The organism is Paenirhodobacter sp. CAU 1674 (assembly GCF_029222945.1).
GTDB lineage: Bacteria > Pseudomonadota > Alphaproteobacteria > Rhodobacterales > Rhodobacteraceae > Rhodobacter.
The window spans coordinates 114,528-127,965 of record NZ_JARHUH010000004.1; the positions used below are offsets into that span (position 1 = coordinate 114,528).

The 13,438-nt window shown below is 66.1% G+C and carries 14 protein-coding genes; 8 read left to right on the top strand and 6 right to left on the bottom strand.

Annotation, left to right across the window (positions count from 1 at the left end):
- Positions 1 to 29: 29 nt before the first annotated feature.
- From P2G62_RS07245 to P2G62_RS07255, 3 genes are all read left to right on the top strand, one after another.
- Entirely contained in the window at positions 30 to 1,112 is a 1,083-nt protein-coding gene (locus P2G62_RS07245; protein ID WP_275734210.1) for a BMP family ABC transporter substrate-binding protein, read from the top strand.
- A 180-nt stretch (positions 1,113 to 1,292) separates the two neighbouring features.
- Positions 1,293 to 3,128, top strand: coding sequence for an OmpA family protein (locus tag P2G62_RS07250; protein ID WP_275734211.1), 1,836 nt, complete (start codon positions 1,293 to 1,295; stop codon positions 3,126 to 3,128).
- 201 nt (positions 3,129 to 3,329) lie between these two features.
- Positions 3,330 to 4,613: an FAD/NAD(P)-binding oxidoreductase gene (locus tag P2G62_RS07255; protein ID WP_275734212.1), complete on the top strand. Its 1,284-nt coding sequence runs from the start codon at positions 3,330 to 3,332 to the stop codon at positions 4,611 to 4,613.
- Between the two features lie 165 nt (positions 4,614 to 4,778).
- Here P2G62_RS07255 and P2G62_RS07260 read toward each other — a convergent pair whose 3' ends face one another.
- Genes P2G62_RS07260 through P2G62_RS07280 form a run of 5 tightly spaced genes read right to left on the bottom strand, consistent with a single transcriptional unit; the run spans position 4,779 to position 7,994 of the window.
- A complete protein-coding gene (locus P2G62_RS07260) occupies positions 4,779 to 5,351 on the bottom strand; it encodes a biotin transporter BioY (RefSeq protein WP_275734213.1) in 573 nt (190 codons plus the stop codon).
- 1 nt (position 5,352) lies between these two features.
- Entirely contained in the window at positions 5,353 to 5,973 is a 621-nt protein-coding gene (locus tag P2G62_RS07265) for an energy-coupling factor transporter transmembrane protein EcfT (RefSeq protein WP_275734214.1), read from the bottom strand.
- Complete coding sequence (locus P2G62_RS07270) at positions 5,967 to 6,674, bottom strand: ABC transporter ATP-binding protein (protein ID WP_275734215.1); 708 nt, start codon at positions 6,672 to 6,674, stop codon at positions 5,967 to 5,969. Before P2G62_RS07270 ends, P2G62_RS07265 begins: the two co-directional genes overlap by 7 nt.
- A 3-nt stretch (positions 6,675 to 6,677) precedes the next feature.
- Positions 6,678 to 7,157, bottom strand: a complete 480-nt coding sequence (locus P2G62_RS07275) for a dihydrofolate reductase (protein ID WP_275734216.1) — start codon at positions 7,155 to 7,157, stop codon at positions 6,678 to 6,680.
- 3 nt (positions 7,158 to 7,160) lie between these two features.
- Positions 7,161 to 7,994, bottom strand: a complete 834-nt coding sequence (locus P2G62_RS07280) for a thymidylate synthase (RefSeq protein ID WP_275734217.1) — start codon at positions 7,992 to 7,994, stop codon at positions 7,161 to 7,163.
- A 269-nt stretch (positions 7,995 to 8,263) separates the two neighbouring features.
- Here P2G62_RS07280 and P2G62_RS07285 point away from each other — a divergent pair, with 269 nt between their 5' ends.
- Genes P2G62_RS07285 through P2G62_RS07295 form a run of 3 tightly spaced genes read left to right on the top strand, consistent with a single transcriptional unit; the run spans position 8,264 to position 11,108 of the window.
- On the top strand, positions 8,264 to 9,196 hold the full coding sequence (locus P2G62_RS07285; protein WP_275734218.1) for a hypothetical protein: 933 nt from the start codon (positions 8,264 to 8,266) through the stop codon (positions 9,194 to 9,196).
- The gene (locus P2G62_RS07290) at positions 9,183 to 10,625 is read left to right on the top strand and encodes a hypothetical protein (protein ID WP_275734219.1); all 1,443 of its coding nucleotides are present in this window, start codon (positions 9,183 to 9,185) and stop codon (positions 10,623 to 10,625) included. The genes P2G62_RS07285 and P2G62_RS07290 overlap by 14 nt, the downstream gene beginning before the upstream one ends.
- A gap of 54 nt (positions 10,626 to 10,679) precedes the next feature.
- Positions 10,680 to 11,108: a VOC family protein gene (locus tag P2G62_RS07295; RefSeq protein WP_275734220.1), complete on the top strand. Its 429-nt coding sequence runs from the start codon at positions 10,680 to 10,682 to the stop codon at positions 11,106 to 11,108.
- Between the two features lie 21 nt (positions 11,109 to 11,129).
- Here the strand turns inward: P2G62_RS07295 and pth are convergent, their stop codons facing one another.
- On the bottom strand, positions 11,130 to 11,831 hold the full coding sequence (pth, locus tag P2G62_RS07300; RefSeq protein WP_275734221.1) for an aminoacyl-tRNA hydrolase: 702 nt from the start codon (positions 11,829 to 11,831) through the stop codon (positions 11,130 to 11,132).
- 138 nt (positions 11,832 to 11,969) lie between these two features.
- Here pth and P2G62_RS07305 point away from each other — a divergent pair, with 138 nt between their 5' ends.
- Complete coding sequence (locus P2G62_RS07305; protein ID WP_275734222.1) at positions 11,970 to 13,178, top strand: GTP-binding protein; 1,209 nt, start codon at positions 11,970 to 11,972, stop codon at positions 13,176 to 13,178.
- Positions 13,175 to 13,432: a DUF6525 family protein gene (locus P2G62_RS07310; protein WP_275734223.1), complete on the top strand. Its 258-nt coding sequence runs from the start codon at positions 13,175 to 13,177 to the stop codon at positions 13,430 to 13,432. Before P2G62_RS07305 ends, P2G62_RS07310 begins: the two co-directional genes overlap by 4 nt.
- Positions 13,433 to 13,438 lie beyond the last annotated feature (6 nt).

The window sequence follows — 13,438 nt, forward strand, 5'->3', positions numbered from 1 at the left end:
CGATGGCCCGCAACCAACGGGGAGTTCCCATGAACCGCAGATCCTTCCTTGCCACCACCGCGATTGCCGCCCTTGCCAGCGCCGCGGGCCTGCCCGCGCTGGCCGCCGATCCGCTGAAGGTCGGCTTCATCTATGTCGGCCCGGTGGGCGACATGGGCTGGTCCTATCAGCACGATCTGGGCCGCCGCGCGATCGAGGCCGAATATGGCGACAAGGTCGTCACCACCTTCATGGAATCGGTCCCCGAAGGCCCCGATGCCGAACGCGCGCTGACCCAGCTGGCGCTGGAAGGCAACACGCTGATCTTCGCGACCTCGTTTGGCTACATGGACGCGGTGATGAACGTCGCCGCCAAGTTCCCGAACGTGAAGTTCGAGCACGCCACCGGCTACAAATCGGCCGACAACGTCGCCACCTATGACGCGAAATTCTTCCAGGGCCGCGCCATCCAGGGCACCATCGGCGGGCGCATGACCAAGACCAACAAGATCGGCTACATCGGGTCCTTCCCGATCCCCGAGGTGATCCAGGGCATCAACGCGGCCTATATCCACGCCAAGAAGGTCAACCCCGATGTCGAGATGAAGGTCGTCTGGGCCTACACCTGGTTCGATCCCGCGAAAGAGGCCGACGCCGCCGCCGCCCTGATCGCCGAGGGCGTGGACGTTCTGCTGCAGCACACCGACTCCACCGCGCCGCAAGCCAAGGCGCAAGAGGCCGGCAACGTCATCACCTTCGGTCAGGCGTCGGACATGTCGGCCTTCGCGCCGATGCCGCGCGTCAGCTCGACCATCGACAACTGGGCGCCCTATTACATCAAGCGCGTCGGCGCGATGCTGGACGGCAGCTGGAAATCCGAAGCGACCTGGGGCGGCATCGACACCGGCATGGTCGAAATCGGCGAGATCAGCTCGGCCGTGCCCGAAGAGGTGAAAGCCGAGGCGCTGGCGCTGAAGGACAAGATCGTCGCGGGTGAATACCACCCCTTCACCGGCCCGCTGAACAAGCAGGACGGCAGCGCCTGGCTGGCCGAGGGCGTGATGGCCGAGGATGGCGAACTGGCGGGGATGAACTTCTTCGTCGAAGGCATCACTGCCGAACTGCCGAAGTAAGCAAGGCTTCATCGGCTTTGGGGGCGGGCCTGCGGGCCCGCCCTTTTGCGTTTCACGCTCACGCAAGGCTGGCGCAGACGTGACTGGCAAGGCCATGACCCCGGGGGCCATGATGGAACCTGCGCCACGCCCGCGCGTTGAAACGGCGTAACGCGGCCTCTTGCCGCCGGAGGAAAAGTGATGAAACGCCTGAAAACCACCACTGCGCTTGTTGCCGGCCTGACCGCGCTGGTGCCCAGCCTGGCGCCCGCCCAATCGCTTGTGGGCGCAGATCTTGACGCCTGCATCCAGACCCAAATCGACGGCGGCAGCAGCGAAGACGCGGCCCGCGCGGCCTGTGAAGGGGGCAACACCCCCGCCGCCGCAGCCCCGGAGCAGACGGAAACCGGGGTCACGACCGAGGCCGAGGCCACCGCGCCAGAACCGACCGCCGAGGCGCCGGTGATCGCCCCCGAAGCCGAGGCGCAAGTGGATGGCGCAACGTCGATCACCATGCCCCAAGACCCCCTGACCATCTCGCCCACGACCGATGCTGCCCCCGAGGCCGAGGAAGCCCCCGCAGCGGAGGCCCCGACCGCCGAAGTCGCCCCTGAGGCCCCCACGGAAACCGCGGCCCCCGAACAGGACCCGGCCGCCGACACCGAAGTTCAGGCCACGGGCGAAACCGCCGCCGAAACCGAGGCGGGCACCCCTGCGCCGACCGATCCTGACGCGTTGCAGAAAATGCTGACGGAACAGACAGCGCCGACGCCCGCAGAACCGGCGCCGACGACCGAGCCCGATCCCACCGTGACCACCACGACCGAGGCCCCTGCCCCGGCCGAGGTGGAAGCGGAGGCGAGTGCGACCGCCGAGACCACCGCCACGGCGGAAACCCCGGCGGCCAGTGCAGAAGAAACCGAAGCCGTGCAGCAACTGGAAGAGGCGATTGCCGCCTCGGAAACCGCGGACAGCGGTGCCCCGGTCAGCAACGCCGCGCTGGCGGCCGAAACCGATGCCGCAGCCGAAGCCGACGCGCCGGTCACCGAAGAGGTCATCACCGAAGAGACCGCACGTTCTTCGGCCGAGGATTTCCAATCCGCGATCAACGCCACCACGCAGGCGGTAACCGCAACCAAGGACAAGAAGGACGGCAAGGGCCTGACCACGCTGGAAAAGGCCGCCGTTCTGGGGCTTGGCGCCCTGGCGGTTGGCGCGATCCTGAAAAACGGCAGCGAGGTCGCCGTGAATTCGGGGGATCGCGTCGTGGTGCAGAACCCCGATGGCAGCTATCGCGTCATCAAGGACGACAACGCCCTGCTGCGCCAGCCCGGCACCACGCTCAGCACGCAGAACTACGCCGACGGCTCGACCCGCACCATCAGCACCAAGGCCGATGGCACGCAGATCATCACCGTCTACGATGCGCAGCGCCGGATCATTCAGCGCACGCGGATCGACCCGGACGGTCAGCGCTATGTGCTGGTGGATGACTCGATCGGAGCCGATCCGGTCGAAATCACCACCCTGCCGCGCGCGCAGGTGACGGCGGAAACCACCGATACCGAGGCGCTGCGTGCCGCGCTGGCCCGCGAAACCGCAATCGACCGGCGCTTCTCGCTGGCGCAGGTGCGCCAGATCGCCCAGGTGCGTGCGCTGGCCCCGGCGGTCGCGGTCGAGAACATCACCTTTGCCACCGGCTCTGCCGCGATCCGGCCCGAACAGGCCCGCGCGCTGGCCAAGCTGGGTGACACGATCCGCGCCCGCATTGCCGAGAACCCGCGCGAGATCTTCCTGATCGAAGGTCACACCGACGCCGTGGGGGATGCAGCCTATAACCTGGCCCTGTCGGACCGCCGCGCGGAATCGCTGGCCCTTGCACTGACCGAATATTTCGGCGTGCCGCCCGAAAACCTGGTGGTTCAGGGCTATGGCGAAGAATTCCTCAAGGTCGACACGCAGCGCGGCGAAGAGGCCAACCGCCGCGTGAGCGTGCGCCGGATCACCGACCTGCTGCAGGTCGCCAGCGCGAACTGATCGACCCCTTCCTTCCCTCCCACCTGAAAGGGGCGCTCCGGCGCCCCTTTTTTTCATGGCTTGCGGCGATGGCGCGTGCATGCTTTCCGGCTTTGCCGCAGTATTGACCTGAATCATGGCGCTTGACAGAACCTGCGCCCAAATTCACGTTTACGCATATTTTTTGAGACCCTGGCAGAACGACCGGGAAAGGGGAGAGACATGGCACATATCGTGGTTCTGGGCGCGGGCCTTGGGGGCGCCATCATGGCGTATGAATTGCGCGAGGCCGTGCGCAAGGAAGACAAGATCACCGTCATCACCAAGGACCCCAAGTATCACTTCGTGCCCTCGAACCCCTGGATCGCCGTCGGCTGGCGCGACCGCAAGGACATCACCGTCGATCTGGCGCCCACGATGAAGAAGAAGGGGATCGAGTTCATCCCGGTCGCGGCCGAGAAGCTGCACCCCGAGGAAAACCGCGTCGAACTGGTCGATGGCCAGTCGGTCAGCTACGATTACATCGTCATCGCGACCGGCCCGGAACTGGCCTTTGACGAGATCGAGGGGTTCGGCCCCGAAGGTCACACCCAGTCGATCTGCCATATCGACCATGCCGAACAGGCCCGTGTGGCCTTTGACCGGTTCTGCGAGAAACCCGGCCCGATCATCATCGGCGCGGTGCAGGGCGCGTCCTGCTATGGCCCGGCCTATGAATTCACCTTCATCCTGGACACCGCGCTGCGCAAGGCCAAGATCCGCGATCAGGTGCCGATGACCTTCATCACCTCGGAACCCTATGTCGGCCACCTCGGGCTGGATGGCGTGGGCGACACCAAGGGGTTGCTGGAATCCGAGATGCGCAACAAGCACATCAAGTGGATGACCTCGTCGCGGGTGAAAAAGGTCGAAGACGGCAAGATGATCGTCGAGGAAATCGCCGATGACGGCTCGGTCAAATCCGAAAAGGAAATGCCCTTCGGTTATGCGATGATGCTGCCCGCCTTCCGTGGCATCAAGGCGGTGTCGGGGATCGAGGGCCTGTCGAACCCGCGCGGTTTCACCATCGTCGACAAGCATCAGCGCAACCCGAAATACCCCAACGTCTTTGCCGTGGGTGTCTGCGTTGCAATTCCGCCGATGGGTCCGACCCCGGTGCCCTGCGGTGTGCCGAAGACCGGCTTTATGATCGAATCCATGGTCACCGCCACGGCGGAAAACCTGGGTCAGATCGTGCGTGGCGAAGAACCCAGCCACACCGGCACCTGGAACGCGGTCTGTCTGGCCGATTTCGGCGACAGCGGCATCGCCTTCGTCGCGCAGCCGCAGATCCCGCCGCGCAACGTGAACTGGTCCAGCTCGGGCAAGTGGGTGCATATGGCCAAGATCGGCTTCGAGAAGTACTTCATGCACAAGCTGCGCAAGGGCACCTCGGAAACCTTCTACGAGAAATTCGCGATGAAGGCCCTGGGGATCGACAAGCTGAAGGCGGTGAAAAAGGGCTGACATGCCGGGAGGAGCCGGCCCTTCGGGGCCTGCGTCGGCATGGCCTGCTGAGGCGGGCGAAGGCGGGCCATTGGCCCGCCTTTTTCATGCCCGGGGCCGCCGAACGCACATGAAAAAGCCCGGCCAGGTCGAAACCGGCCGGGCGTGATTTTCGTGCAGCCAGCCTCAGGCGCGCGAGGTCAGCGCCGCCGGGCGGTAGCGCGCGATGGTGCGCGTCAGGATACCGGCCAGCACCGCTTTGATCAGGTCACCCGGAATGAAGGGCGCCATGATCAGCGTGGCCTTGCCCAGGCTCATGCGTGCATCATCCGGCCCAAGCCCCGCGTTCTTGACCAGATAGAAGCCGACGATCCCGAAAGCATACATCACCACGATGCCGCCCAACACGGCCCCCAGCCCCGCTGCTACGCCGACCGGCAGCGCGCGCATGCGCTCGACCACCAGCCCGGTGACGAAGGCCGCAGGCAGCCAGCCGATCAGGAAGCCCGCCGTCGGGCCGACGAAAACGCCCAGGCCCCCACGCCCGCCCGCCAGCACCGGCAACCCCAGCGCCACGATCAGCTGCACCACCAGCACCGCCGCCGCACCGCGCCAGCTGCCCAGCACCGCACCCGCCAGCATGACGCCCAGCGACTGCGCCGAGATCGGCACCCCGAAGGCCAGCGGGATCGGCGGCACCAGCCCCAGCACCGCGATCAGCGCGGCAAACAACACGATCCGCGTGAAATTCTGTTCCAACTCAGTCTCTCCCTGTAGGGCGCGGGGCCAGCCCCCCACGCGCGCGCAGGGAGTCGGCCAAATGATCCGCATCGTCAAGTAGCGAAAAGGACAGGGGCGCGATCAGCCGGGGCCCCGCCCGGCGCGGCGAGCGCGCGCGCCACGCCAGCGACAGCGCCCCCAGCCGCCCCTGCAACACGGGGATGAAGCGCAGCACCAGCGCCACCGCCAGCGCGGGCATCCGCGGCGACAGACCGAACCGCGCCAGGGGCTGCGCCAGCCGCTCGATCAGCGCGATCAGCTCATGCAGCGGTGTGGTCAGCGTGACGAAATTGGCCAGCGCCATCATCACAATGACCCGCAGTCCGAAGGCCACGCCCTGCCGGGTTTCGTCCTGCCACAGGTGCCACAGGAAAATCACCGCCACGACCCAGACGATCGGGCGCAGCGCCCGCAGCCCCGCCGCCAGCGCCGCGCGCCCAAGGCTGAGATAAAGCCCGAGCGTGACCGCCAGCCCGGCACCCAGCACGGGCAGCGCGGTAACCCGCATCGCCGCCACCATCGCCAGCGCCAGCAATCCGAATTTCACCCCCGCAGGCAGCCGATGTGCCCAACTGACCCCCGGCAGCGCAAGGCTCAGCATGGCTCGGCCCGGGCGATGCGGGCCATCTCGGCGCTATAGGCGGGCAGCACCCTGTCGGGCGGGCCATCCGCAGCCACCCGCCCGGCTTCAAGCCAGATGACGCGGTCGAACCCCGCCACCCGGGCCGGATCGTGGGTTATCAGCACAACGCTTTGCGCCAGCGCCGCGATCTGCGCCTCGATCCGCAACGCAGCGGGAATATCAAGGCTGTTGAACGGCTCGTCAAACAGCACCCAGGCCGGTTCCATCGCCAGCACCGCCATCAGGCACACCAGCTGGCGCTGGCCCTGCGACAGGGTATGACACAGCCGGTCCGCCCAGTCCGCATGCCCGAAGCGCGCCAATACCGCCTGCGCCCCCGCCCGCGCCTGCGCCCGGCTCTGGCCCTGCTGCTCCAGCCCGAACGCCAGTTCCTCGATCACGGTGGGAAAGATGATCTGGTGGTCGGGGTTCTGAAACAGAATGCCGACCGTCGCCAGGGCCCCGGCCCGATCGCGCAAGACGTCCACGCCATCGACCCGCACCTGCCCCGCCTGTGGCGCAACCAGCCCCGCGATCAGCCGGATCAGCGAGGATTTGCCCGAGCCATTGCGCCCGACAATCCCCACCCGCCGTTCGGAAATCCGCAGATCCAGACCGTCGAACACCGGCCGACCCTCACGGGTCAGGCGCACCGCCTCGATGCCGATCCGGGCCGCCATCGCTCAGCGCCGCCGCAGATATTCATGCGCCACGCAGGCCGGCCCCGCCGCGCGCAGGGGCGTTGCCCCGACATGGTCCCATTGACCGGGGTCGAGATCGGGAAAGAAGGCATCCGCGCCCTCGATCTCCAGGTCGACCTCGGTAATCAGCAGACGGTCGGCCAGATCCATCAGTGCGCGATAGATCCCCTGCCCACCGATGCCATAGACCCGCCGATAGCCCTGCGCATGGGCGAAATCGACGGCCTGCCGCACATCGGGGAAAACGTGCTCGGTCAGGGTGGCATCCGATGACACGACGATATTCAGACGCCCTTTCAACGGCTTGAACGGCAGGCTTTCCCAGGTCTTGCGGCCCATGACGATTGCACCGCCCGTGGTTTCACGCTGAAAGAAGGCCAGATCCTCGGGCGCGTGCCAAGGGATCGTGTTGTCTTTTCCGATGGCCCCGTTGCGGGCGCGGGCGACGATCAGCGACAGCATGGCTCAGACCGCCACGGGCGCTTTGATCGCCGGATCGGGGGTGTAATTGTCGAAGGCGAAATCCTCGAATTTGAAATCGAAGATCGAGTCCACATCCCGGGTCAACCGCAACTGCGACAGCGGTTTGGGCCTGCGCGCGAGCTGGGTTTTCACCTGCTCCAGATGGTTGGAATAGATATGCGCATCGCCGATCGAATGCACGAAATCGCCCGGCTCATAGCCCGTCACATGCGCCAGCATCGCCAGCAGCAACGCATAGGACGCGATGTTGAACGGCACGCCCAGGAACATGTCGGCCGAACGTTGATACAGCTGCAGATGCATCTTGCGGCCGATGATGCGCACCTGCCAAAGCGTATGGCACGGCGGCAGCGCCATCTGCCCCACCTCGCCCGGGTTCCAGGCCGAGACGATCAGCCGCCGGCTATCGGGCGTGGCCTTGATCGCGGCCACCAGATCGGCGATCTGATCGACGCTTTCCGCGAAATAGAGCGTCCGGCCATTCACCGCCTGGCCACTGTCAACAAGCTTGGGAAAGCGGCGCCACTGGTGCCCGTAAACCGGCCCCAGATCGCCGTTTTCATCGGCCCATTCGTCCCAGATCGAAACCCCGTTTTCCTTCAGATAGCGAATGTTGGTATCGCCCGCCAGAAACCACAACAATTCGTGGATGATCGACTTCAGGTGCAGCTTCTTGGTCGTCACCAGCGGGAAGCCATCGGCCAGCGAATAGCGGCACTGCAGGCCGAAATAGGAAATCGTGCCGGTGCCGGTGCGGTCGGTCGAGACCTCGCCATGATCCAGAACCGTTTGCAGAGCGTCCAAATACTGCCGCACGCCTGTGTCCTCCGCCGTCGTTTGCGCCTGTCTCGGGGTATAACGACTTCAACGCGGCAGGGCAAAGCCGATCCTGCCGCCCGGACCGGCCCCACACCAGATTTGCCACCCCGCCCACGGCTGGCCGCGAGATGCTGTGCCCTGCATCGCGGGGTGTCGCCACAGGGGCACAGCCCGCCACACCGACCTCGCGAAGGCGTTACAGAAATTGACTTTTTTCGACATTTTCGGCACCCTCACAGCAGGCAGGATTTAAAGAAAGAACCATAATGTCGAGAGTTATTTGGCCGCTGGCGGCCCTGCTGGCGATTGCAGGCTGCAGCGGAAATGGCCCCGCCGTCATATCGAGCCCGGACGGAACCGGTGGCACGACCGATGGCGGCACCGAGACGACGACGATTCCCACGGTGCTGAAGGGCGACCTGCAGGCCATCGCCTATGACGGTACGACGTTGCAGGTGCAGATCGCAGGTCTCGATTCGACCCCGACGCTGGTCGAGTTCGACCGCGTCGCCTCGCTGGATGTGGCGGGTTACAAGGCTTACAAGATGCAGGAAGACGCGCTGGACCGGATGTTCGTGGCGCTGGCCAAGACCTCGGACGATGGCGCGGTCACGGCGGCGACGGTGTCCGACGGCGGCCAGTTCAACCGCCATTTCGGCGGCGGGATCTACAGCCGAAACGGCAGCTTCGACCGTCCCGAAATCGGCGACGGACCGGCCGAAGGGCAGGTTTCCTACGCGGGCGATTATGCGGCGGTGATGAACGGCCGCGTGCAATACGGCGACCCGACCAGCGAATTGCTGGACCCCGGCGATGCCGATCCCGCTACCCTGCCGCGGCAATCCTCGCGGGTCAGCGGCACGATTTTCCTCAACGCCAACTTCAGCGACAATCTGGTCAATGGCGCGATCTATGACCGGGTGATGATTGATGAAAACTTCAATCTGGAAGATGTGATCCTGGTTCCCAGCAGCATCGGCACCGATGGCACATTTGTAGGCAAGGTGGAAAACCCCAGCCTGCAAGAAATTGGCGATTACGGCGGGATCTTTGGCGGCACCGATGCGAATTCGGTCGCGGGCGTCGTCTATATAGATAACGTGACTTCCCTGCCCAATGCAGTGGAACACGGCACCTTCGTACTGACCAAATGCGGCCCGGACAACACCTCTGCCCCCTGCAACCATGTCGCGCCCTGAGCGACAGCTGCGCGGCCCGCTGCGGCGGGCCGCGTGGTCGGCTCTGGCCGCTCTGGCGATCTGGGCTCTGCCTGCCCGGGCCGAAGAGGTGCAGCTTGCCGATCTGAGCGTGCCGCAATTGCAGCGGCTGGCGACGGCGTTGACCACCACGGGGCACGAGGCCGAGGCCTTGCGCGTCGCCGAGGCGCTGTTGTTGCGCGCCCCCGACGATCCGCTGGGGCATTATGTCGTAGGCTTGGTGATGCTGCGCGCGGGGCAGACCCAGGTCGCACGCACCGCCGCAAAACGCAGTTTCGCCGAAGCGGGAACCGAACGCCAGCATTACGAAGCCGCCCGGCTGGCGGCCAAGGTCGCGGTGGCCGATCAACGCTGGATCCCCGCGCAATACTGGGCGCGCCAGACGATCCAATACGCACCCGATCCGCGCTATCGCGCCGTTGCCGTGCGGGATTTCAAGCGTCTGCGCGCCATCAGCCCGCTTGCGTGGAGCGTGAAGCTAGGGCTTCGCCCCTCGAACAACGCGAATGGCGGTGCGGACGAACGGCTGAACATCATCGACGGCTATGATGCGGTGGGCTACCTGAGCGACGACGCGATGGCCCTGCCCGGGCTTGTCGGCACCGCCAGTTTCGACATCAGCTATCGGCTGGCGCGCGGCGAGACCAGCGAAACCCGGATCGGGCTGGACACCTATGTGCGCGCGGTCGATCTGGAAGGCCACCCGATCGCCCTGCCGCCCCCCGGCAGCCCGCCCGGCACCCTGCCCGCGGAAATTCCGAATTCGGATTATTCCGGCGCGGCGGTGGGTGTCAGCCTGGGTCATACCCGGGTTCTGGGCAGCTACGGGCTTGGCCTCAAGGCGACGGCCGGTCAGGTCTGGGAAGGCGGCGATGCGGCCTATCACTACGCCGGGCTGGACCTGAATGGCACCCGGCGGATCGGCACCGGCCCCGCGACCCCGCAGCTGAGTTTTGGTGCCAGCGCCGAGGCCCGCGCCCGCGACGACGATACCCGCACCGACATTCGCCGCAGGCTGAACCTGAGCTATGCGCAACCCTTGGCACAGGGGCAATTTTCGGCGGGGGTGTCGCTCAGCGCGCTGCAATCGCGGTTGGACAATGCGCGCTACTGGTCGGTTTCGGGATCGGTGCATTACGAACCCGACCTGCGGCTCGGTCCGCTGGCGATCAGCCTGGGCGCCGGGCTCAGCCGCACGGTCTATCCCGATTATACGGTGCTGTTCTTTCACCCCGAAGGCGGGCGTCAGGACAACAGCGTCTTTGCCGAACTGGGCCTGTGGGCCCCCGCGGTCAGCTATGCCGGGTTCGCCCCCGAGGTGAAGCTGCAAAGCATTGTCACCGACAGCAACATCAGCCGTTTCGAAAGCAGCGAACTGGCCGTCGCGGTGGGCCTGCGCTCGACCTTCTGAGCCTTGCCACCGCGCCCGCGCGCTTTAGGTTGGGCAAGGCAAAGGAGAGCCGAGATGAGCCTGAAATATCTGCACACGATGGTCCGCGTTCTGGACCTGGAAAAAAGCATGGCGTTCTACAAGCTGCTGGGCCTGCGCGAGACCCGCCGCTACGACAACGAGGCCGGGCGTTTCTCGCTGGTCTTCATGGCCCCCGAGGGGCAAGAGGAATGCCCCGTCGAGCTGACCTTCAACTGGGACGGCGATACGGGCCTGCCCTCGGACAGCCGCCATTTCGGCCACCTCGCCTATGGGGTCGATGACATCTATGCCACCTGTCAGCACCTGATGGACAATGGCGTCACCATCAACCGCCCCCCGCGCGACGGGCACATGGCCTTCGTGCGCAGCCCCGACAATATCTCGATCGAGCTGCTGCAGAATGGCGCCGCCCTACCCCCGGCAGAGCCCTGGGCCAGCATGCCCAACACCGGCCACTGGTAAGACGCGCCCCCTGCGCCGGGCTTAGCGTTTGAACTTGTCGGCCAGTTTTTCCAGGGCCGAGCGGGGATCGGCGGGCGCAGCTGCGGGTGGTGTGGGTTTCGGGGTGGGCGCCTGCTTTGCCTGCGGCGCAGCCCCGGCCCCGCCCGAACTGCGCGGCGGCGCGGTGCGCAGGCTGACCGCATTCAGGAACTTGCCGCCCTCGCCCGCCGCCAGCGCGGGCGCACCATCCGAAATGCCGCGCAGCAGGTCGTCAAGCCAGTCCTGATCGGCCTTGGCAAAATCGCTCAGCACATAATCGGCCACGCGATCCTTGTGACCGGGATGCCCGATGCCCAGCCGCACACGGTCGTAAGCATCGCCGATATGCGCATGGATAGAGCGCAAGCCGTTGTGGCCCGCATGCCCGCCCCCCGATTTCACCCGGCATTTGCCCGGCGCCAGATCCAGTTCGTCATGGAACACGACGATCTCGGACGGCGCGATCTTGTAAAAATCCGCCGCCGCGCGCACCGACTGCCCCGACAGGTTCATGAAGGTTTCGGGCTTGAGCAGGACAATCCGCTCTGACCCGAGCCGCCCCTCGCTCAGCTGGCCCTGAAACTTCGCCCGCCACGGCGCGAAGCCGTGATCCGCCGCGATCCGGTCCAGCGCCATGAACCCGATATTGTGCCGGTTGCCCGCATATTTCGCACCGGGATTGCCCAGACCGACCCAAAGCTGCATCGCATTCTCCTTTGATCGCGTTTTAGCCGCGCCAGCCCCGCGCGGCCAGCCCGGATTTGCGGCGCCCGGGGGGGGGGCGGGTCTTGCCCCGCCCAAATGTTACTGTATAACACTCGTTACACTATAACAGGAATCGCCATGACCAACCGTCTTCCCGTCACCGTGCTTTCCGGCTTCCTCGGGGCCGGCAAGACCACGCTTCTCAATCACATTCTGGCCAATCGCGCCGGTCAGCGCGTGGCCGTCATCGTCAACGACATGTCCGAGGTGAACATCGACGCCGATCTGATCCGCGCCGGGGGCAGCCTGACGCGCGGCGAGGAAAAGCTGGTCGAACTGACCAACGGCTGCATCTGCTGCACGCTGCGCGACGACCTGCTGACCGAGGTGCGCAGGCTCGCCGCCGAGAACCGCTTCGACTATCTGCTGATCGAATCGACCGGCGTGTCCGAACCCCTGCCGGTGGCCGCGACCTTCGAATTCCGCGACGAAAACGGGCTGGCGCTGGATGATGTGGCCCGGCTCGACACGATGGTGACCGTGGTCGATGCCGCCAACCTGACGCGCGATTTCAGCACGCAGGATTTTCTGGCCGACCGCGGCGCCGAGCTGGGCCCCGAGGACGAACGCAGTCTGGTGCAGCTGCTGACCGAGCAGATCGAATTTGCCGACGTGATCGTGCTGAACAAGATCGGCGCCGCGACCGAAGCGCAGCGCACGACCGCCCGCGCGATCCTGCGGGCCCTGAATGCCGATGCAAAGATCATCGAAACCGATTTCGGCCGTGTCGATCCGTCCGAGATCCTGGGCACCGGGCGCTTCAGTTTCGAGGCCGCGCACCGTCACCCGACCTGGGCGCAAGAGCTGTATGGCTTTGCCGATCATGTGCCCGAAGATGCCGAATATGGCATCACCTCTTTCGTCTATCGCGCCGAACGCCCGTTCGACCCCGCGAAACTGGCCGAATTCTTTGAAACGCCGCTGCCGGGGGTGATCCGCGCCAAGGGGCACTTCTGGCTGGCGACGCGGCCCGACTGGGCGGGCGAATTTTCGGTGGCGGGGCCGATGCTCGAGGTGCGCGGGCTCGGGCTGTGGTGGGCGGCGGTACCCGAAAGCCGCTGGCCCGCCGAGGCGCGCGCCCGGATGGCCGCCGCCGTGGCGCAGGAATTCGGCGACCGGCGGCAAGAGATGGTCTTCATCGGCATGCTTGGGACCATGAACCGCGCCCGGATCGAGGCCATGCTCGACCGCTGCCTGGTGCCCGAGACCCGCTTCATCCCCGAAGTCTGGGCCACCCTGCCCGACCCGTTCCCGCGGTGGGGTGCAGCGGCGCAGGCCGACGCATGAGGCGCAATCTGGCCACCCGGCTGCCCACGCGCACCCGGGCCGCGCCAATGGCCGCCTTCGACCGTCTGCCCGCCCCGGCCCGCGCCTGGGTGGCGCAAGCGGTGCTGCCGTGGTCGGCCGCCTCGGTCGGGCGGATCTGGACGCGGGCCCTGCGCGAGACCGGCAGCGAAGCCGCCGCCGTGGCACGGCTGGCCGCGGCCGAGGCCGCCACGCTCGCACGGGAACGCGCCCGGTCGCAGGCGGCCGGGCAATGAAATAAC

Excerpts from the sequence above, each read along its gene's own strand:
- P2G62_RS07245 (WP_275734210.1), top strand. The coding sequence starts at position 30 with ATGAACCGCAGATCCTTCCTTGCCACCACCGCGATTGCCGCCCTTGCC.
- P2G62_RS07250 (WP_275734211.1), top strand. The coding sequence starts at position 1,293 with ATGAAACGCCTGAAAACCACCACTGCGCTTGTTGCCGGCCTGACCGCG.
- P2G62_RS07255 (WP_275734212.1), top strand. The coding sequence starts at position 3,330 with ATGGCACATATCGTGGTTCTGGGCGCGGGCCTTGGGGGCGCCATCATG.
- P2G62_RS07265 (WP_275734214.1), bottom strand. The coding sequence starts at position 5,973 with ATGCTGAGCCTTGCGCTGCCGGGGGTCAGTTGGGCACATCGGCTGCCT.
- P2G62_RS07270 (WP_275734215.1), bottom strand. The coding sequence starts at position 6,674 with ATGGCGGCCCGGATCGGCATCGAGGCGGTGCGCCTGACCCGTGAGGGT.
- P2G62_RS07275 (WP_275734216.1), bottom strand. The coding sequence starts at position 7,157 with ATGCTGTCGCTGATCGTCGCCCGCGCCCGCAACGGGGCCATCGGAAAA.
- P2G62_RS07285 (WP_275734218.1), top strand. The coding sequence starts at position 8,264 with ATGTCGAGAGTTATTTGGCCGCTGGCGGCCCTGCTGGCGATTGCAGGC.
- P2G62_RS07290 (WP_275734219.1), top strand. The coding sequence starts at position 9,183 with ATGTCGCGCCCTGAGCGACAGCTGCGCGGCCCGCTGCGGCGGGCCGCG.
- P2G62_RS07295 (WP_275734220.1), top strand. The coding sequence starts at position 10,680 with ATGAGCCTGAAATATCTGCACACGATGGTCCGCGTTCTGGACCTGGAA.
- pth (WP_275734221.1), bottom strand. The coding sequence starts at position 11,831 with ATGCAGCTTTGGGTCGGTCTGGGCAATCCCGGTGCGAAATATGCGGGC.
- P2G62_RS07305 (WP_275734222.1), top strand. The coding sequence starts at position 11,970 with ATGACCAACCGTCTTCCCGTCACCGTGCTTTCCGGCTTCCTCGGGGCC.
- P2G62_RS07310 (WP_275734223.1), top strand. The coding sequence starts at position 13,175 with ATGAGGCGCAATCTGGCCACCCGGCTGCCCACGCGCACCCGGGCCGCG.